Origin of the sequence: Clostridium sp. E02 (genome assembly GCF_003833015.1) — a bacterium.
Taxonomy (GTDB): domain Bacteria; phylum Bacillota; class Clostridia; order Lachnospirales; family Lachnospiraceae; genus Lacrimispora.
This window is the reverse complement of the sequence record NZ_RJLQ01000011.1, coordinates 23458-41772: the sequence shown is the minus strand read 5'-3', so window position 1 is coordinate 41772 and position 18315 is coordinate 23458. Positions and strand designations below refer to the sequence as shown.

Annotated in this window: 19 protein-coding genes; 1 reads left to right on the top strand and 18 read right to left on the bottom strand. The window is 42.4% G+C overall.

The features are described from left to right. Nucleotides 1-3: 3 nt before the first annotated feature. Nucleotides 4-1476, bottom strand: coding sequence for an extracellular solute-binding protein (locus EFT72_RS09740; RefSeq protein WP_243109988.1), 1473 nt, complete (start codon nucleotides 1474-1476; stop codon nucleotides 4-6). After that, nucleotides 1457-2017 (bottom strand): DJ-1 family glyoxalase III, encoded by a 561-nt coding sequence (locus tag EFT72_RS09735; RefSeq protein WP_124066732.1) that lies wholly within the window; start codon nucleotides 2015-2017, stop codon nucleotides 1457-1459. Before EFT72_RS09735 ends, EFT72_RS09740 begins: the two co-directional genes overlap by 20 nt. 224 nt (nucleotides 2018-2241) lie before the next feature. Here EFT72_RS09735 and EFT72_RS09730 point away from each other — a divergent pair, with 224 nt between their 5' ends. Further along, on the top strand, nucleotides 2242-2694 hold the full coding sequence (locus EFT72_RS09730; protein ID WP_124066731.1) for a CYTH domain-containing protein: 453 nt from the start codon (nucleotides 2242-2244) through the stop codon (nucleotides 2692-2694). Between the two features lie 21 nt (nucleotides 2695-2715). On the opposite strand, the gene EFT72_RS09725 is transcribed toward EFT72_RS09730, so the two are convergent. The 16 genes from EFT72_RS09725 to EFT72_RS09655 form a co-directional block, all read right to left on the bottom strand. Further along, nucleotides 2716-3348: a precorrin-8X methylmutase gene (locus EFT72_RS09725; RefSeq protein ID WP_124066730.1), complete on the bottom strand. Its 633-nt coding sequence runs from the start codon at nucleotides 3346-3348 to the stop codon at nucleotides 2716-2718. Next, complete coding sequence (locus tag EFT72_RS09720; RefSeq protein WP_124066729.1) at nucleotides 3341-4888, bottom strand: cobyric acid synthase; 1548 nt, start codon at nucleotides 4886-4888, stop codon at nucleotides 3341-3343. Before EFT72_RS09720 ends, EFT72_RS09725 begins: the two co-directional genes overlap by 8 nt. Beyond that, the gene (locus EFT72_RS09715) at nucleotides 4806-5981 is read right to left on the bottom strand and encodes a histidinol-phosphate transaminase (protein ID WP_124066728.1); all 1176 of its coding nucleotides are present in this window, start codon (nucleotides 5979-5981) and stop codon (nucleotides 4806-4808) included. Before EFT72_RS09715 ends, EFT72_RS09720 begins: the two co-directional genes overlap by 83 nt. A 36-nt stretch (nucleotides 5982-6017) precedes the next feature. Then, complete coding sequence (gene cbiB, locus EFT72_RS09710) at nucleotides 6018-7013, bottom strand: adenosylcobinamide-phosphate synthase CbiB (RefSeq protein ID WP_124066727.1); 996 nt, start codon at nucleotides 7011-7013, stop codon at nucleotides 6018-6020. A gap of 23 nt (nucleotides 7014-7036) precedes the next feature. Continuing rightward, nucleotides 7037-7417: a bifunctional adenosylcobinamide kinase/adenosylcobinamide-phosphate guanylyltransferase gene (locus EFT72_RS09705; RefSeq protein ID WP_124066726.1), complete on the bottom strand. Its 381-nt coding sequence runs from the start codon at nucleotides 7415-7417 to the stop codon at nucleotides 7037-7039. A 21-nt stretch (nucleotides 7418-7438) separates the two neighbouring features. Continuing rightward, entirely contained in the window at nucleotides 7439-8197 is a 759-nt protein-coding gene (locus EFT72_RS09700; protein WP_124066725.1) for an adenosylcobinamide-GDP ribazoletransferase, read from the bottom strand. Nucleotides 8198-8354: 157 nt separating this feature from the next. Next, complete coding sequence (gene hydF, locus EFT72_RS09695; RefSeq protein WP_124066724.1) at nucleotides 8355-9548, bottom strand: [FeFe] hydrogenase H-cluster maturation GTPase HydF; 1194 nt, start codon at nucleotides 9546-9548, stop codon at nucleotides 8355-8357. A 33-nt stretch (nucleotides 9549-9581) separates the two neighbouring features. Continuing rightward, nucleotides 9582-10997, bottom strand: coding sequence for a [FeFe] hydrogenase H-cluster radical SAM maturase HydG (gene hydG / locus EFT72_RS09690; protein ID WP_124066723.1), 1416 nt, complete (start codon nucleotides 10995-10997; stop codon nucleotides 9582-9584). A gap of 83 nt (nucleotides 10998-11080) precedes the next feature. Further along, nucleotides 11081-11338 (bottom strand): TM1266 family iron-only hydrogenase system putative regulator, encoded by a 258-nt coding sequence (locus EFT72_RS09685; protein WP_124066722.1) that lies wholly within the window; start codon nucleotides 11336-11338, stop codon nucleotides 11081-11083. 129 nt (nucleotides 11339-11467) lie between these two features. Continuing rightward, nucleotides 11468-12067, bottom strand: a complete 600-nt coding sequence (locus EFT72_RS09680; protein ID WP_124066721.1) for a bifunctional adenosylcobinamide kinase/adenosylcobinamide-phosphate guanylyltransferase — start codon at nucleotides 12065-12067, stop codon at nucleotides 11468-11470. Further along, nucleotides 12064-13146, bottom strand: coding sequence for a nicotinate-nucleotide--dimethylbenzimidazole phosphoribosyltransferase (cobT, locus tag EFT72_RS09675; protein ID WP_124066720.1), 1083 nt, complete (start codon nucleotides 13144-13146; stop codon nucleotides 12064-12066). Before cobT ends, EFT72_RS09680 begins: the two co-directional genes overlap by 4 nt. Continuing rightward, a complete protein-coding gene (locus tag EFT72_RS09670) occupies nucleotides 13139-14545 on the bottom strand; it encodes a cobyrinate a,c-diamide synthase (protein WP_243109987.1) in 1407 nt (468 codons plus the stop codon). Before EFT72_RS09670 ends, cobT begins: the two co-directional genes overlap by 8 nt. Then, a complete protein-coding gene (gene cbiT / locus EFT72_RS19665; protein WP_243109986.1) occupies nucleotides 14545-15108 on the bottom strand; it encodes a precorrin-6Y C5,15-methyltransferase (decarboxylating) subunit CbiT in 564 nt (187 codons plus the stop codon). The genes EFT72_RS09670 and cbiT overlap by 1 nt, the downstream gene beginning before the upstream one ends. A gap of 3 nt (nucleotides 15109-15111) precedes the next feature. Continuing rightward, nucleotides 15112-16545 (bottom strand): precorrin-6A reductase, encoded by a 1434-nt coding sequence (gene cobK / locus EFT72_RS09665; protein WP_124066719.1) that lies wholly within the window; start codon nucleotides 16543-16545, stop codon nucleotides 15112-15114. Next, on the bottom strand, nucleotides 16538-17275 hold the full coding sequence (gene cobJ, locus EFT72_RS09660) for a precorrin-3B C(17)-methyltransferase (RefSeq protein ID WP_124066718.1): 738 nt from the start codon (nucleotides 17273-17275) through the stop codon (nucleotides 16538-16540). Before cobJ ends, cobK begins: the two co-directional genes overlap by 8 nt. Next, nucleotides 17272-18312 carry a cobalt-precorrin 5A hydrolase gene (locus EFT72_RS09655; protein WP_124066717.1) on the bottom strand — a complete coding sequence of 347 codons (1041 nt, stop codon included), beginning with the start codon at nucleotides 18310-18312 and terminating at the stop codon, nucleotides 17272-17274. The genes cobJ and EFT72_RS09655 overlap by 4 nt, the downstream gene beginning before the upstream one ends. Nucleotides 18313-18315 lie beyond the last annotated feature (3 nt).

Sequence of the window (18315 nt, the reverse complement as noted above, 5' to 3'; positions counted from 1 at the left end):
AAATTATTCTCCAAGAATCGTTACCAGCTTCTTTTTCGTATCTTCGTACCAGAGATTAAAATTCTCTTCTGATTCAAAAGCAGACACCGCTCGTTCCCGCTTCATTCCCTGGCTCAAAAGCAAACGCACTTTTTTATAATCCTCTTCTGCCTTCTCTGCCATAGAAGTATTAAGTATTTTTCTAGCCTGCTCTCCATGATAAAAAGGAGGTGATGTATAGAGTGTGTAACGATTGGCTAGATCAAGTCCAATCAAAAGATTGTTTCCCACTGTACTGCATTCACTTGTTTTTTTCAACGATTGAACTGCCTGATCTGCTGCTGCCTTTTTGACGGGCAGATAACCGGTGGCGGTGGAAAACTCCAGATTCTGTTCCACACCAGTAAACCACTTAAGAAAGCATACCGCTGCATATTCTTTCTTTGGATCCGAGCGAAAAACCATCAGCCCTGCCCCCTGAGACACTGCACAGGGAACGGTTCCTGAAAAATTGGGGAGAGGATACAATTTGTTTTCAATTTCGTAACTGGTCCCATCTCCTAAGGTCACAGATTGTGGAAAATAAGATGCCCCACTGGTCGCCCCCACAAACGCCACCAGCCGCCCCGTTTTTACATCATCACTACGATACATTCCGTAAGCACCAAAGTATCCATTTATATATGGGATGTAATAACATTCCCACAACTTACTCATAGCGTTTTTATCAAAATCCAGAACTGTTTTTCCATCTTTTACTTGAAAAATCTCATGTCCAAGTTGCTTACTGCCAATAATTATGTAGTTTGCAAATGCATCTCTACCAAAAAATGCCTTCCCGTCATTGGGTTCCTCCGTCAGGCTGTCTGACCATTGATAATAGGACTTCGCCATCTTCGTAATTCCTTCCCATGTTTGGAATGGAGCTTCTGTTTCTCCTGTCGCCGCCGCAAACTTATTCCAGTCCGTTATATTGACGGATAGTATTTCCGTGGATTTTGCAACGGGATAGACTTTTATACTTCCGTCCTCGTCAAACCTTCCTTCGTCCATATAGACATCTACATACTCAGATATCTCTTCCATGGTCAGATAGGGGTCTAAATCTGCAGTCAGTCCTAATTGATCCATCTCATACGCTTTATCTGCATAAGCGGCAATTACATCCGGAAGGGCTTCTGATCCAATTTTCTTTTCTATGCTGTCATCAATCCGTTTGCCTAATTCCTCTATACTTCCTTTACTGAAAGCCTTAACTACGATCCCTTTCTTTCTGCCTTCATCCTCATTAAAAATTCTAACAAAATGATCAAAAGCTTCTTTTTGCACCCCACTGTAATAGTGCCAGATAGTAACGGTAACAGGATTTTTCACTGACAAATCATATGGAGTCTTTCCTTGACACCCCATAACAACACATAGTAAAAATACTATGCCGCCCAACGGCAGCCATCCTTTTTTTTTACCATTCATCCATTTATATTTCATTGGAATCATACTGGATTGCCTCTTTGATCTGACTGGCATGTTCCCTGTTTGTTAACAAACAAAGAAGTTCAAGCCCCATATCAAGCGCATACCCCAGACCTCTTGCTGTTGTTACATTCCCATCTGTAACAACACCCTGGCGAGTATAATTTGCTCCTTTAAGCTGTGATTCATAACCTGGATAACAGGTTGCGGTTTTCCCTTCTAAGATCCCTAGTTTTCCTAGAACACTGGGTGCAGCGCAAATCGCAGCAATTCGTTTGTTCTCCTGATCCGCCTGTATAAGTGCATTGGCTAGTCCCTCATGTTCCCCCAGATTTTTGGTTCCGGGCATGCCTCCTGGCAAGAATAGAACATCCCCGTCTTTTAAATTCACTTCAGAAAACAAAGCATCTGCCTGCAAAACAATGTCGTGGGAACCTACCACTTCCTTATCCCCACTAATAGAGACCATCAACACCTCCTGACCTCCTCTGATTAAAACATCAACGACTGCAAGCAATTCCACCTCTTCCAAACCATCCGCTAAAAACGCATATACCTTTGCCATTTTATTTGTCCCCCTACTTACAATTCAAATTACTGTCTCCCGTAATCTTTATTTCTTCTAGTGCACCATTTGCCATGGCATCTCCTGTATTTTGCTACATTCCAGTTTTTTTCATCTTAACATGTTTTTTATTATTTTACCACCTTCTTCTAATTTTTATCTATTTGTGGTATACTACCCCTGTTTCCCCACTAATTTTTCACCTTTTGCGAAGGAGTTTATTTATGGAAATTGAACGCAAGTTTTTAGTTACAAATCCTCCCCCAAATTACAACACTTTTCCCCATCATCTGATCGAACAGGGTTATCTCTCTACCAATCCAGTTGTCCGAGTGCGTAAAGAAGACGATACGTATTACCTTACTTATAAATCAAAAGGGTTGCTCGCCAGAGAAGAATATAATCTACCTTTAACGGAAGACTCCTATCGCCATTTGATCAAAAAAGCAGATGGTCATATTCTTACGAAAACACGTTACTGCATCCCGGTTAAAGATTCCGACCATCTTCTCATCGAACTTGATGTTTTTGAGGGACGTTATAAAGGTCTTATGTTAGCCGAAGTGGAATTTACAACCATAGAAGAAGCTCAGTCTTTTCCCCCTCCTTCCTGGTTCGGTAGGGACGTGACGATGTCTGGAGACTATCAAAACAGCAGACTCAGTCAGTTGACCTAGTCTGCTGTGATTCCTTCTTTCTTAAATTTGATAAAGCAATGCATTGACAATTGCGGCAGCTACATTGCTTCCTCCCTTTCTTCCTTCAGCGACGATATAAGGAACATCCGTAAGAGACATAATCAACTCCTTAGACTGTATCACATTCACAAATCCCACGGGAACTCCAATGATTAGTCTTGGATGAAGTTTACCTTCCTTGATCAGTTCATAGAGGCGAACCAGTGCCGTAGGTGCATTCCCAACCGCAAAGATACAATCCCCAGAAAGTCCTGCAGCCTTATCCATACTGGCACAAGCCCTTGTTGTTTGTTTTTCCTTTGCGGTTTCCGCTACATCTTCATCCGCTATAAAACAGTGTACAGCGCTTCCTATGCGACTCAGCGCACGTTTGTTGATCCCAGCTTTTCCCATAGTGGTATCGGTAATGACCGGTATCCCCTCCTTTAATGCAGCAATTCCCTTCGTCACCGCATGGGAAGAAAATTTCAAATGATCGGCATATTCAAAATCTGCTGTTGTATGAATCACTCGTTTCATTACCAGTTCATTCTCAGGGTCCAGAATTCTTGTTCCCAGTTCTTTCGTAATTATCTCAAAGCTTCTTTTTTCGATTTCTCCGGGAAGTACCCGTTCTAATTTCTTATCAATCATGAATCCCTCCGTTTTCGTCCCATTCTAGGCCCATCATCTCATAGATTTGTTTCAATTCAAGGGAATCTCTTAAATATCGAGCTAGTAAGTCATATTGTTTCTCTTTATATTCGTGATAATCAAACGTCCCATTTCGTTCAAATGAAAGTCCCTTCTTTTTCATAAGGGATGTTACAATTGTCTCTGCGATTCCTTCTTTATCAAAAAAGCCATGGATATAAGTTCCATATACATTGCGTTTCTGACACCCGTCCATCTTCGCAAGATGGGAACCTGACTGAGACTCCATGACATAAGCAAGAGGAGGCAGTGCTCTTTTCGTCTCCCCCATATGAATCTCATACCCATCTACTTCCATACCAGAAAGATCTTTTAATATCCCTTCGATCCCTGTGCAAGCACCGGTCACTCTCGCTCTGGTCTTTTCTTTCCCAAAGATTGTACGCACAGGCAACAGATTCATTCCTCTTAAAAGATTTCGTCCAGCTTGGGATTCTACCGCTTCCGGATCAGAAAGACTTTCTCCTAACATTTGAAACCCTCCGCAGATCCCAAATATTGGTACCCCTTCTGCCTCTCGCTTTAATATAGCAGCTTCCAGCCCATTCTGCCGCATCCACAATAGATCTTCGATGGTGTTTTTCGTTCCAGGAAGAATGATAAAATCTGCATTTTTTAAATTCTGAACCGAATCCACATAAGAAAGAGACACTTCTTCCATCGTGGAAAACACGGAAAAGTCTGTAAAATTAGAAATTCTTGGGAAACGTATAATCGCAATCTCCACGGCCGTTTTATTTGTTTTCCCTGTTCCCATGAGATGATTTCCCAGACTGTCCTCTTCTTCAATGTCCACCTTCATATAAGGGACCACACCTGCAATGGGAATCTGCAATTTTTCCTCTATCATAGCAAGCCCTGGATCTAGGATGGATTTGTCTCCCCGAAATTTGTTGACAATCAATCCTTTTATCCGTGTTCTCTCTTCCGGCTCTAAGAGCATAACTGTTCCATACAGTTGTGCAAACACACCACCCCGATCTATATCACCAACCAGCAGCACCGGAGCATCCGCCATCTTTGCCATCCCCATATTGACAATATCCTCTTGCTTTAGATTGATTTCAGCCGGACTGCCAGCTCCTTCTATCACGATAATATCATATTCATTGGAAAGTTTTAAAAAGGCCTTCTCTATCTCTGGAATCAATTGTTTTTTATAGGCAAAGTATTCTTTGGCCGGCATATTCCCTATAGAAATGCCATTGACAATCACCTGAGATCCTATATCATTGGTTGGCTTTAAAAGAATAGGGTTCATCGCCGCCTCAGGCTTTACCCCAGCCGCTTCCGCCTGTACCACCTGAGCACGCCCCATTTCCAGGCCTTCTTCTGTAATATAAGAGTTTAACGCCATATTTTGAGATTTGAAAGGAGCCACCCGATATCCGCCTTGTTTAAATATGCGGCAAAGCCCTGCCGTGATCAGACTCTTTCCTGCATTTGACATCGTTCCCTGTATCATAATTGTCTTTGCCATTTATCTGTTTCCCTTCTGTTATGATGGATTTTAACACGGCTAGAAACCGTTCATTTTCTTTCCGTTTTTTTACACAGATCCGATAATAAGTATCATCAAGTCCCCTGTAATTGGAGCAGGAACGAATAAGAACCTTCTCATGAAGTAATTCTTTATATAGAAGCTGCTCCTTCTTACATGCTTCTTCTCTAGTATCCCGAAAAAATATATAATTTGCTTTGGAGTCAAAAACACAAAATCCCATATTCTTCAGCATTTCCTTTAAATAAGCACGCTCAGTGGAGATGAGAGCTCTGGTTTCCTCTACATATCCTGTTTCTGAAAGTGCAGCCTCACCTGCAGCCTGGGCAAACGAAGAGACACTCCATGGTTGTCGAATTCCATTCATTTGATCCAACACCGATACATTTTTACAAATTCCATATCCTAGCCGTATGCCAGCCATGGCATAAATTTTGGTAAATGCTTTTAAGAGAAATACATGATCATAATTTCCACTTTGGATCTGTGACAAAATGGAATATCGATCTGGTTCATCCAAAAACTCATTGAAGCATTCATCTATTACACAAAAAATTCCCTGTTCTCTACAGACGATCAAAAGATCCTCTATTTCTTCTTTTGTCACAACCAAACCAGTGGGATTGTTTGGATTACACAAGAACAACATCTGAATTTTTTTCCCATTCCATTTCAACCATTTTGCCAATTCCTGTAAAGACAGCATAAAACCATTGGAGGCCTTTAAATCATAATATGTAATCTTACACCCCACTGCATGAAGTGCCTGTTCATATTCTGCAAAAGAAGGGGCTAAGAGCAAGGCCTCTTTGGGTTTTCTTGCCTGAACAATCTGAAAAATCAGATCGGCCGCTCCATTGCCACAGATCACCTCCTCTGGTTCAATCCTATGAAATGTGGCTATTCTTTCCCTTAACCTTTGATTTCTGCTGTCCGGATAGCAACAACAAGTATCAATGGTTCTTAAAACAGCTTCTCTCACCCCCCTTGGGAGACCCAGAGGGTTGATATTCGCCGAATAGTCCAAGGTAACACTGTTCGTGTAGATATCTCCACCGTGTTGATATTCCATATTCGTTTTCTCCTGTCAAACTCTTCCTATATAAAATCACAATAAAACCACAAGTAATACCACTGGCAGCAATGCCAGCAGATAGGTAACAGACATCAGAACATTCGCCCGGCGAATATCCTCATATTCAATGGATCTTATTGGATCCCCTATGGTTGGCTTTTCATATAAAGTCCCAAAATAACGAGCATTCCCAGCCAATTCCACCTGTAACACTCCGGCACACACCGCTTCGGTCTGCGCTGAATTGGGACTTTTATGGTTGAACCGATCCCGCAAGAATATACGAAGGCCACAACTCCCGCTGTAAGGATTCTCCTTTTTCTCATATAAGGAATGAAAAAATTGGCATATATATCCTGCCCCGATCATCAATCCTGCAGAAATTCTAGCTGGCAAATAATTGATTATATCATCTAACTTTGCTGCAGCCCGTCCAAACCAGAGGTACCGTTCATTCTGATATCCGATCATGGAATCCATGGTATTCACTGCCTTATAAAGAGCTCCACCCACACCTCCAAAGCAAACCATGAAAAGAAAGGGCGCAATGATTCCATCGGAAGTGTTTTCTGCTATGGTCTCAACCGCTGCTTTTGTGATTCCCACATCGGTCAACTCTTTGGTATCTCTTCCCACAATCATGGACACGGCATACCTGGCTCCCTCTAAATCCTGTCTTTGAAACGCATAATACACTTTCATACTTTCCTTCTTCAAAGAATGCCAGGCCATCATCTGATAACACAGCAGACTCTCCATTAGAAGCCCAACATAAGGCGATGCCATGTATGCGATCATAAGAATTCCTAGGGATAGCCCTCCAGTGGTAAGGAGAACCAAAATCACCAGAATGAGTCCGGATGACTGTTCCCCTTTTCTATCCTTTGAAAACCGGTTTCTTAACTTTTTTTCTAACCAATTAATGAGAGAGCCTATGGCACAAACTGGATGCCAAAGCCAATCAGGATCCCCAAAACATAGATCCAGAAAACACCCCAATAATACTGCGGTTAAATGCAAACGTATCATATCTCTTATCCTTTGTCTTTTTTCTATTTGATTCGAGCCGATATTCCGCATATCACCCGATAAACTTCATCACAGTTTTTAGCCAGTTTTTCTCCAGCTCGTCCCGTCTGTTCCCTCCATACTCTGTCAAATGGATCCATGGGGACAATTCCACAGCCAAGTTCATTGGAGGTTACAATCACATCTGGATTTTCTTCCTTCAGTTTATCAATAAATTCACCTGGGTCTTTTCCTTCCTGCAACAACCGTCTAATGTATTCCTGCAAATGATGAATCACCGGACTTGTCATTGCCTTATCAAAACCGTCTTTGTCTCCCTCTGCCACCACCGACGCTTCACTTCCTGACAACTCCAAAGCAAAAGACAACTTCCCCTGCCAAGCTCCACCAACAATTAATTTCATAATAAATCCTTTCTTTTTAAACTAGAAATGGGAGAGAACGGAAAGCCCTATAAGCAAAGCCAGTTCACACACTTGAAGAAAATAGCCTGCCAAATCTCCGGTAATTCCCCCAAATTCTTGTTTCGCCATATGATAATATCGCCAATAAATAAGGGAAGAAATAAAAACCACCGTAAGGAAAGCTCTTCCTCCCTCCAAATACCAGATTCCAAAAAAAGAGAACGCAAGATAAATCACCATTGTAACACCAACGGTTCGTTTCTGTGCACCACTAGAAAAGGCAGCAGCAAGTCCACTGCTCTTTGCCATAGGAAAGGTAACCACAGACAACCCGCTAAATGCCCTTGTAATTACAAATCCCATGCAGTAAGCTGGAATCATATGAGAATCTAACTCCATAAAAAAAGACAGATAAACAAGAAAATAGACCACACAGCCAATGATTGCAAACGCTCCGGTGTGGGGATCCTTAAGGATCTCTAATTTTTTCGATATCTCCCCATGGGATGACCTTGCATCGATGACATCCAAGAGTCCATCCATATGAATCCCTCCAGTGACCAGAACTGGAATCACCATTGGTATCATTTTCCTTATATATGGAAAGCCAAAGGAATCAGTAAAAAAACAGATGAGATATACCAATAGACCAATCCCCGCCCCAATCAGTGGAAAAAAGCACATGGCATATTTCATCCGTTCCTTGGTCCACGCTACCTGTGGCATGGGAATACGGGAATACATGGAAAATGCAATCAATAAACTACCTAGTAGATTCATGCTCCTTCTGCCTTTCTTCGTTTTTTATCGACAAACTCACATCCGCATTTTACCATAAAAATACCCGTATTAAAAGATGTTATGAAAAAAGCTACTGCAAATCGTTATAATTCTCTCCGATCTGCAACAGCCTTGTCCCACTTTTCTTATTGATTCGTTACAGCAATGCTTCCAGATCCGGAAGCACTTCTAGACTTCTCTTTAAGATTCCCTTCATATAAGCAATGGAAGTTCCATAATTGGTAAATGGCACGCCTGCATCTGCGGCACACTTTCTTCGGTATTGCATCTCTCTTTCGTTGAGCATACAACTTCCACAATGAATTACTAATTTGTACTTGGAAAGATCTTCTGGAAACTCTCTTCCTGATGAAGTTTCGATGATCAGCTCTTTTTTGGTGAATTCCTTAAGCCAACGAGGAAGTTTCACGGTTCCAATATCATCACACTGCCTGTGGTGTGTACAACCCTCGGAGATAAGAATAGCATCCCCATCCATAAGATTTCCAATGGCAGCGACTCCTTTGATGGAATCTTCCAAAAATCCCTTGTACCTTGCCATCAAAATAGAAAAAGAGGTAAGAAGAATCTCATCTGGTGTATCTTTGTTTACTTGTTCAAATGCCTGGCTGTCAGTAACAACCAAGTAAGGCTTTGTTCCCAGTTTTTCAATGGTCTGTTTTAACTCCGTATCTCGTACAGCAATGGCCACCGCACCTGCCTCTAGAATATCCCGCATGGTCTGCTGCTGAGGAAGTATAATCCTCCCTTTAGGGGCGGCAGAATCAATGGGGATTACCAAAAGCACCAGATCATAAGGCTTTAATAAGTCTCCTATAATCCTCATCTTGGTATCTCCAGTATTGACCAGTGTTCCAATCCGTTCTTTTAACTCATGAACATTCTGACCGGTCTTGGCACTGACATAAATCCCATCTTCAGCTGCCGTTTCTCCTACTAGATCGGATTTATTGTACGCAACCACATAAGGAATCTTTTTCTCTATAAACAAAGCGATTAGCTCTTCGTCCATCTCGGTTTTTCCAATGGTTCCGTCTACTACTAATACAGCGCAGTCTGATCGGTTTAGGATCTGTTTCGTCTTCTTTACTCGCATCTCCCCTAACGTACCCTCATCATCAAAACCTGGTGTATCAATGATTACGACCGGTCCCATAGGAAGAAGCTCCATGGATTTATACACTGGATCTGTAGTCGTTCCTTTCACTTCGGATACTACGGACAGTTCTTGTCCTGTTACTGCATTCACAACGCTGGATTTTCCTGCATTTCGGCGGCCAAAAAAACCAATGTGTACCCGCTCGGATGATGGTGCTGCATTAAGTCCCATGTTATACTCCTCTTCTTATTGTCATTTTCATGTTTAGAAACGGAAATCCCGGATTCCTTGTTCAATGTTCTTTAAATGATCCTCACAGATCAAACGTACCTTTTCTTTCGGGATCTTTTTTAATTCCGCTTCAATCAGAGCTTCGCCTACTTTTTTTGTATCCTCAGATGCATAATCCATCAGATACTCTTTTAACGTCATAAGAGCATTGGGCTGACAGCAGTTTTGAATCTGTCCGCTTTTGCAAAGACTCATAAAACGATCTCCAGTACGCCCTTCTCTGTAACATGCCGTACAAAATGACGGAAGATAACCCAGATCCATCAGCCAGTGTACCACTTCATCAAGGCAGCGCTGATCTGACACATCAAACTGTTCGGTTTCTTTTGGTCTCTCTTCCTCTTCATATCCACCTACACTGGTCCTTGAGCCGCCACTGATCTGAGAAACTCCCAGTCGAATCACCTTCTCCCGAACCTTTTGACTCTCTCTTGTGGAGATAATCATACCCGTGTAAGGGACCGAGATACGAATAAGTGCACAGATTTTTGCAAATGTATCATCGTCAATTCCATTGGCAAATGCCTTGGAATCTATGTCATCCGCATTTTTGATTCTTGGAACACTAATGGTATGGGGACCAACTCCATGAACCGCCTCCAAATGTTCCGCATGCATCAGAAGTCCTGCAAACTCATACCGATACCGTTCTAGTCCGAACAAAACGCCAATCCCTACATCATCAATCCCGCCTTCCATCGCCCGATCCATGGCTTCGGTATGATAAGCATAGTCGTGCTTCGGTCCTGTAGGGTGAAGCTGTTCGTAGCTTTCTTTATGATACGTCTCCTGGAATAAAATATAAGTTCCAATATCCGCATCTTTTAATCTCCGGTAATTTTCCACTGAAGTTGCTGCTATGTTTACATTGACCCTTCTAATTGCTCCGTTTTTATGCTTAATTGAATATATAGTTTTCACACAATCTAAGATGTACTCAATGGGGTTATTGACAGGGTCTTCCCCCGCTTCAATTGCAAGTCTTTTATGCCCCATATCCTGTAAGGCAATCACTTCCCTTGCTACTTCTTCTTGATTTAATTTCTTTCTTTCAATGTGCTTATTCTTTAAATGGTATGGACAGTAGGTGCAGCCATTGACACAGTAATTGGACAGGTATAACGGCGCAAACATGACGATACGGCTTCCATAATAATCTTTCTTAATCTGTTCTGCCAGTTCATAAAACTCTTGTATCTTTTCTGGATTTTCACAAGCTAAGAGTACCGATGCCTCCCTGTGCGTCAGCCCTTTGCGATCTCTGGCTTTTTTTAGTATCTCATCAATCAGTTCCCCGTTGTCTTTGTTTTCTTCTGCATACGCAAGCGTATCAAGAATTTCTTCATGTGAGATAAATGCTTCCGCTTTTTTTGATTTCAAATCATACATTATAATACTTCCTCTCTTTTGGGTCAGCGATTGCTTCTCCGTCAGTTTTTATAATTTCACAAGGGTTATCCCTCTTGAAATCTCTAATCTTCTCTTTTCACACTTTGGTAAGCCGTCTTAGAACTAATTCCGTTAATCTTACCAATTTTACCAGTTAAGGCAGAGATCGTGGTTTGAGGCGCATCCACGGCTATGCTTATGATACTAACCTCTTTTTTGGGATAGGGGATCCCCATCCGTCCAATTATAAAATACCGGTACTCATGTAAAATTTCGTTAAGAATCTCAACCGATTTCTCATCTTCTACGACAATGCCAATCACAGCAATTCTCGTCTCCATGCCAATTCCTCCAACTTTTCTTTTTATCTCATAGGTTATAATCCCCTAAAAAATAAAAATACCACACCTGAAAAGGTGCGGCAAACAAACGTTTCCTCATATGCCGAACCTTCTACCGCAAACTATGTTTTAGGTATCAGGATGCTGCTTGTTATAAGAATAACATACTTGAGGATTATTTTCAATAAATTCATTTTTTAAGACAATGGGGATTCCTGCTACGACTTCAACGACCAGATTCGCCATATCCGCTATTTTCTGATTTATCTGTCCCAATACCATTCGGTAATGATTGGTCTGTGCACTGTAATAATCTCCATCAGAAAACACTTCGTTGGTAACGATTACCAGATGGTTCGTTTGTAATGAGAGATTTTTAATTCCTTCCATTATTTGTTTCTCTACGAACTCATTCGATGGCAAAAATACCTCTTCTTCGAATCCAAACAGTTCATTGGAGACTAGGTTGGACATACACTCCAAAAGGACTGCTGAAACTTTTGATTCCTGGGGCAAGGTTAACTTATTTAACTTGCTATAACATTCTATGGTCTCAAACTGCTTTTCCTGACGCATGACCTGGTGCCGAAGAATCCGCTTTCTGCATTCCTCATCCCAAGGCTTCATCGTTGCGATATAAATCCGTTTCCCAACCCCTAAGCGACTGATCAAATTCTCAGCATATTCCGATTTTCCACTTCCACTTCCACCCGTTACCAGTGCAATCATAAGCAGTCTTCCATCGGCTCATATGCTTCTATTTCTATATCCTGAAAGGAGCTCATCTTTGTATAAATATCTGCAGCCATATCAAGAAGAGGAATCGCAGCAACCGCACCCGTTCCTTCCCCCAGACACATGCCTGCCTGAATCAGAGAGGAAAGCCCTAATTCTTCAAGCAACATTTTACCAGCTGGTTCTTTGGATACATGGGATGCCAGCATATAATTTCTGCATCCAGGTGCGATTCGCTCTGCCAAAAGAGCGGCACTCGCAGATATAAAACCGTCAACAAGCACGGGCACCCGGTAAATTGCACCACCCAAAAACATTCCAGTAAGGCCGGCCAGATCAAATCCTCCCACATGAGCCAAAACATCCAGTTCGTCCCGACACAAAGGACCGTATGTTTCCACCGCTTCCCGGATGACGGTCCGTTTTTTTAACAACCCCTCATTATTTAATCCAGCCCCTCTGCCCGTTAATAGTTCAGGGTCTTTTTTTAGAAGAAGTGACACAAGAGCGCTGCTTGTAGTTGTATTCCCGATTCCCATTTCCCCAGTTGCAAATAGATCATATCCATTTGCCTTGAATACTCTGACTAAATCGATTCCGGTCATAATTCCCAAAATCGCATCCGCTCTTTTCATAGCTGGCTCTTTTCGAAAATTCTTTGTGCCATAAGCAATCTTTTTTGGAATCAGCGGATAGCGGGTACCAGAGTGCAATTCTCTGGCTGTACCCATATCCACGGGAATCACATCCACGCCTGCACGCTCTGCCATAATACAGACACTACTATTGCCTTCTGTCATATTTTCAGCCACTATGGAAGTGACCTCTTTCCCCGTTTGGGTAACCCCCTCTTCCACGATTCCATTGTCTCCACAGAAAATAAAAAGTGCTTTTTTTCCTATCTGAACCTTTGAAGTTTCTCTCATTCCCGCAATCTTTACAAGATCTTCTTCTAAAACACCAAGGCTGTATAATGGTTTCGCCACATTGGCCCAACGAATTCGAGCCTCCTTCATCGCACGCTCATCAAGAGGACGTATTTGAGATATGTATTGATGCAACTCATCATTCATGATTAAACCCCTTCTTTCCAACGGTTTTTTCCCAGTTCCTACAGTTTTTTATAAAACCTTGGGGCAAACAGGGATTGGAAGGATAATATAAGTGTGGAAATCCTGCCAATATGCTTTCTTCTCCGTGCATGCAGGAATATCGCTGCTCTCTACCTGGCTTTCCTGCCTCCATATAGGTTCCATTGTTGGTACTGTCCCAATAATGAAACTCATGCCCACGGATTTTCTCTCCTTGATTTAGGAATGCTGTTTGTTTTTTCACCAATGCCTCTATATAACCAAACCGAACCAGTTTTCCTACTGGATATCCTCGTCCTTTTATAACTCCCGCCATGGGATAGGAAACATGTTCCTTGCTTTCCACCTCCTCATGCAGATAAAGAAATCCCCCACATTCTGCCAGTATAGGAAGATCTAAAGCCGCTAAAAGTCTGATTTCTTCCCGCATAACACTGTTATGTGACAGTTCATTTAAATACAGTTCTGGATATCCACCACCTAAAATCAAACCACAGATTCCCTCTGGCAAATGTTCTTCATGAAGAGGGCTAAACGGAATGAGTTTGGCTCCCATCTCTTCTAACAGTTTTAAATTCTCCTGATAATAAAAACAAAAAGCCTCATCTCTTGCAATACCAATCGCCACTTTCTCCTTGTTCTTTGAAACGGCCGCTCCATATTCTCTAACGGATTCCGATTGGAGTGCTGGTGCATTCCCTGCCAGGTGTATAAGCCCTTCTACGTCAATGGTTTCATCAAGCTTACGTGCCAATTTCCCGAACTTCTCTTTTAAATCTCTTTGTTCTTCTGGAAGAACCAGTCCTAAATGTCTGCTGCTAAGACGAGCTTCCTCACATTCCGGCAGATATCCATACACCCTTACTCCGAGTGCCTCTATCTCTGGTGTTAACCTCTCTGCTATAACAGATGAGGTCCGGTTTAGAATCACACCAGCAATTTGGCTGTCTTCCTTATATTCCAAAAATCCCTTTACCACGGGCACTAAAGATAGACTGGCCCCTTTCCCGTCAAGAATCAAAACAACAGGTGCTGATACTGCATTTGCGACGTCATAGGAACTCGCCCACGTTTGATTGCCTCCCATTCCATCGTAATACCCCATCACCCCTTCTATCAAGGACAGACTGCTCCCTTGTGACTGATGGATTAACTGCTCTGATACTTCTTTCTTTTCCAAAAAAAAGGTGTCTAAATTCCCCCCATCGATCCCAAGTACGTGCTTGTGGAACATGGGGTCAATAAAGTCCGGGCCACATTTAAACGATCTGCAGGTTATGTTTTTCAACTGGAACAAACTCAATAATCCACAGGTAATCGTCGTTTTCCCACTTCCGCTTTTTGGCGCAGCAAGCATCAGCCTGTTAATGGAGTGTATCATCAATATTCCTCCTCTCCGCCAAACGAAATTACAGAAACCGGATTTTGTCCCATCATCAAATGGTACCCTCCTGCTGCTTTTCCTCTGGATACCTGTATCTGAATGAAATCTGCTTCTAATTCTTTGATTTTCAACCAGTTTACCAGTTGAGCTAAGGTCTCTAGTGCAATCACATTGACAACAATTCTGGTCTTATCATTCTTACTTAATACCAGATCGAGTACTTCCTCCAAATTCCCAGATGTCCCCCCAATAAAAACATGAGTCGGCGTTTTCAGATCTTTGATTGCCTCTGGAGCCATTCCTTCCACAATTTCCACCCGATGGGCAAAGAACTTTTCTTTGTTTTTTTCGATCAATTCTACCGCTTCCGGCTTTTTCTCTATGGCATAAACAAGCCCAGAGGTGAGAAACTTAGATGCCTCGATGGCAACAGACCCGGTTCCTGCACCCACATCATACAATATTGAATCTGGTTTTAATTCTAGCTTCGATATGGAAACCGCACGAACCTCACTTTTGGTCATGGGCACTTTTCCCCGGACAAACCATTCATCTCTCATACATTACCTCTCAATCAATACGGCAGATAATTTATCAAATTCCGCTGTTTCAAGTTCCTCTGGAGTTCCAATTCGAATCCTCTCTTCCGGGTAGGATAGCCGCTCCCCTACGGACAAACGAACGTCTTGATATCCCTTCTCTTTTAAAAGGCGGCACAGGGCATTTACCGAATTGGTTCGATCTAAAAGAGAAAAAATTCTAGGATGTTTCCTTAATTCTTCTATCAGATTCCACTCTCTGCCATGGAGACTGACCAACCGTACCTTCTCCCAGCTCGTATTCAATCGGGCGCAAAGATAGGATACAGTGGAAACACCAGGGAGGGAATTTACTTGAAATTCTCTCTGATAGGGATCTTTTTTCAATTCCTCTGCCATCTTACTGGCACCGCTGTAAAACCCAGTATCCCCAGAAAACAAAACTCCTACGGTATCATACTCATTGTGTTTTATCAGCCAGGGGAGGATATCTTGACTTCTATAGAAAGGGATCTTGATCCCAACTGCTTCTTGTACCAATGGCTGGGAAAGCATACGTTCCGCACCAAACAGGACCTGACAGGACATCATAGCTTTCATGGCTACACCTGTCATTGCTCCCTCCCCTCCCATACCAGTGCCAATCAAATAAACACTTCGTTTTGTAACGGAGAGAGTCTCCGGTGATTGAAAACAAAGCAGTTCCTTTTTTGCCTCTTTTAAAGAAATACCCGACTCAGCTAACGGTCGGCCGATAACAACCGTGGTTACCCCCATTTGCGCCGCGGCCTCCAATTTTTCAGAGTATCCTCCCCGGCTTCCTGCTTCTTTGGTTACTAGGTATTGAATGTCAAATTGCTTGATCATCGCTGTATTTAATTCCGTAGAAAATGGCCCCTGCATTCCGATTAGGTGACTGCCTTTGATTCCCATCTCCTCACAAGCAGAAAAGACAGATACAGAGGGAAGCACTCTTGCATAAATTCTATCTAAAAAATCCTCCATATTCGTAAAACGGATCAGTTCTTTGCTGCCTGTTGTTACTAACACATTGCCGATTCTCTCATTTAGATAACCAATTGCTTCCTCTACAGAATCCACCCATATAACTTTTCCTGGGCTTTTCTGATCTTTGGTATCAAGTTCTATGGATTCTCTTACAATCCGCAAAGATCGGACTCCTGTCTTTTCACAGGCTGATTCAATATTTTTGCTCACTTCGGTTGCATAGGGGTGAGTGGCATCAAGTACCAACCGTATCCTCTTTTCCTGAATAAACTGTTCCATTTGAGTGGCATCCATAGGAGTCTCACGAATGTGAAGATATGGGCTAGAAGAAAGAACCAATTTTCCATAACCGGTGGCAACACTAACCCATACGTGGATCTGTTTTTCCTGACAATACTCAGAAAGAATGCGTCCCTCCGTAGTCCCTCCAAATATTAATATCTTACACATGTTGATATCCTCTTGGGGTTACCATCCTGCCGTCTATTTCTTTGGTCGTGGAATTGCCTATGTAAACAGTGGTAAACATATCAGTCTGAGTCTCCATTAATTGTAATAGATTCATGATCTTCATCTCTTCCCCTGTCCTACCTATATTTTTAACCAGACCGCAGACCGTTTCCGGTTTTCTACACTCTAATATAATTTCACAGGCTCTCTTTAAATAATCTGCCCTCTTTTTGCTGGATGGGTTATAAATACATAGAACCATATCAGACTTTGCAGCAGCCCGCAGTCTTTCTTCTATTAATTCCATAGGGGTAAGCAAATCACTTAAACTAATGACTGCAAAATCATGCCCCAGAGGAGCTCCGAGAACCGCGCCGCCACTTAGTGCCGCTGTGACCCCTGGGATCACCTCTACCTCCAGATTTTTTTCTTCTGCCAACTCAAGAATCAGTCCGCTCATGCCGTAAACACCGGAATCGCCACTACAGATCATGGCGGTTGTCTTCCCTTTTTCCGCCTCTGAAATTGCCATGCGACAGCGTTCTACTTCTTTCCTCATTGGCGTGGTAAGCATCTCTTTTTCTGGAAAATTCTCCCGGATCAGATCCACATATACCGTGTAACCTACAATAATCTGGCTTTCTTTTAATGCGTTTACTGCTCTTATGGTCATATCCTCAAAAGACCCTGGTCCAATTCCTATCACGTATAATTTCCCTGACTTTTTCATACAATCACCTTCCAATCCCGGACAGCTAACGCTACCGTTATGCCTTTTCCAGCCTGTTTTTTTACGAGGAGACTGCCACCTCCTGATTCTCTTACGCAGGTAAGCGCTGCCCGTTCACAGACATTATCCACTCCCGTCACCCTTTTAACAAATGGCGAAGCAGTAAACTCTCCTTTTGTCTCAGCCAATACATCTGCCGGATAGGTGAAGAAGGGGAGGTTTCTTCTTTTTGCAAATTCACAAATTCCTGGTTCTTCTTTTTTCAAATCAATACTAGCGCAAGACACCAGACTTTCTCCTGTGAGATTCCATTCATCTAGTACCTGATCCACCACACCTTCGATCGCATCGGTTGTTACCCCTTTGCGGCAACCAATCCCAAGAACCAAAATCGGAGGAATCAGTTTTAGATAGTTTCCTCTTTTCTCTTCTTTATCCCATTTCCTTATACTGATCCAGATGTTTACCTGAGACAAACAGTTCCGATAAAGTCCTTCTGGAAGATCTCCTTCGATTGGGAAATCACTAAAAAAACCAACAGGCGTTCCATGAAGTACGGCAGAGGAGACAAGTTTCACTTTCCTGACATTCAAAAGAATCAATCCCTGTTCTTTGGCAAACAAATCCACTGCAAATTGCCCATGGAGATCTGTAGCTGTCGTAATAACAGGCTGTCCCCCCGTTATCGTGGCAGCCTGTTTCGCCAATTCATTTGCACCACCCATATGCCCAGACAGCAGAGAGATAGAAAAAATGCCCTTATCATCCATTACAACAACTGCCGGATCTTCTGTTTTCCCCTTTAAAAAAGGAGCAATTGATCGAACTGCAATTCCCGTAGCTCCAATAAAAATCATACCGTCTACCCGAGCAAACTGGTCCCTGGTAAAATCCTGTAACGATGGCAACACTGGTAAAAGTCCATCCCCATATTTACCATACCCCTGACATACATGCCCCTTTGCAGAAAGCCCCTTTAAAAGTAGGTTGCATACTTTTGCTCCTGCTTTTGTAAAGCAGACAATGGAGAGTTTCATGAT

Bases quoted from the DNA above. Each gene is read 5' to 3' on its own strand.
- EFT72_RS09740 (WP_243109988.1), bottom strand. From the start codon at position 1,476: ATGATTCCAATGAAATATAAATGGATGAATGGTAAAAAAAAAGGATGG.
- EFT72_RS09735 (WP_124066732.1), bottom strand. From the start codon at position 2,017: ATGGCAAAGGTATATGCGTTTTTAGCGGATGGTTTGGAAGAGGTGGAA.
- EFT72_RS09730 (WP_124066731.1), top strand. From the start codon at position 2,242: ATGGAAATTGAACGCAAGTTTTTAGTTACAAATCCTCCCCCAAATTAC.
- EFT72_RS09725 (WP_124066730.1), bottom strand. From the start codon at position 3,348: ATGATTGATAAGAAATTAGAACGGGTACTTCCCGGAGAAATCGAAAAA.
- EFT72_RS09720 (WP_124066729.1), bottom strand. From the start codon at position 4,888: ATGGCAAAGACAATTATGATACAGGGAACGATGTCAAATGCAGGAAAG.
- EFT72_RS09715 (WP_124066728.1), bottom strand. From the start codon at position 5,981: ATGGAATATCAACACGGTGGAGATATCTACACGAACAGTGTTACCTTG.
- cbiB (WP_124066727.1), bottom strand. From the start codon at position 7,013: ATGATACGTTTGCATTTAACCGCAGTATTATTGGGGTGTTTTCTGGAT.
- EFT72_RS09705 (WP_124066726.1), bottom strand. From the start codon at position 7,417: ATGAAATTAATTGTTGGTGGAGCTTGGCAGGGGAAGTTGTCTTTTGCT.
- EFT72_RS09700 (WP_124066725.1), bottom strand. From the start codon at position 8,197: ATGAATCTACTAGGTAGTTTATTGATTGCATTTTCCATGTATTCCCGT.
- hydF (WP_124066724.1), bottom strand. From the start codon at position 9,548: ATGGGACTTAATGCAGCACCATCATCCGAGCGGGTACACATTGGTTTT.
- hydG (WP_124066723.1), bottom strand. From the start codon at position 10,997: ATGTATGATTTGAAATCAAAAAAAGCGGAAGCATTTATCTCACATGAA.
- EFT72_RS09685 (WP_124066722.1), bottom strand. From the start codon at position 11,338: ATGGAGACGAGAATTGCTGTGATTGGCATTGTCGTAGAAGATGAGAAA.
- EFT72_RS09680 (WP_124066721.1), bottom strand. From the start codon at position 12,067: ATGATTGCACTGGTAACGGGTGGAAGTGGAAGTGGAAAATCGGAATAT.
- cobT (WP_124066720.1), bottom strand. From the start codon at position 13,146: ATGAATGATGAGTTGCATCAATACATATCTCAAATACGTCCTCTTGAT.
- EFT72_RS09670 (WP_243109987.1), bottom strand. From the start codon at position 14,545: ATGATACACTCCATTAACAGGCTGATGCTTGCTGCGCCAAAAAGCGGA.
- cbiT (WP_243109986.1), bottom strand. From the start codon at position 15,108: ATGAGAGATGAATGGTTTGTCCGGGGAAAAGTGCCCATGACCAAAAGT.
- cobK (WP_124066719.1), bottom strand. From the start codon at position 16,545: ATGTGTAAGATATTAATATTTGGAGGGACTACGGAGGGACGCATTCTT.
- cobJ (WP_124066718.1), bottom strand. From the start codon at position 17,275: ATGAAAAAGTCAGGGAAATTATACGTGATAGGAATTGGACCAGGGTCT.
- EFT72_RS09655 (WP_124066717.1), bottom strand. From the start codon at position 18,312: ATGAAACTCTCCATTGTCTGCTTTACAAAAGCAGGAGCAAAAGTATGC.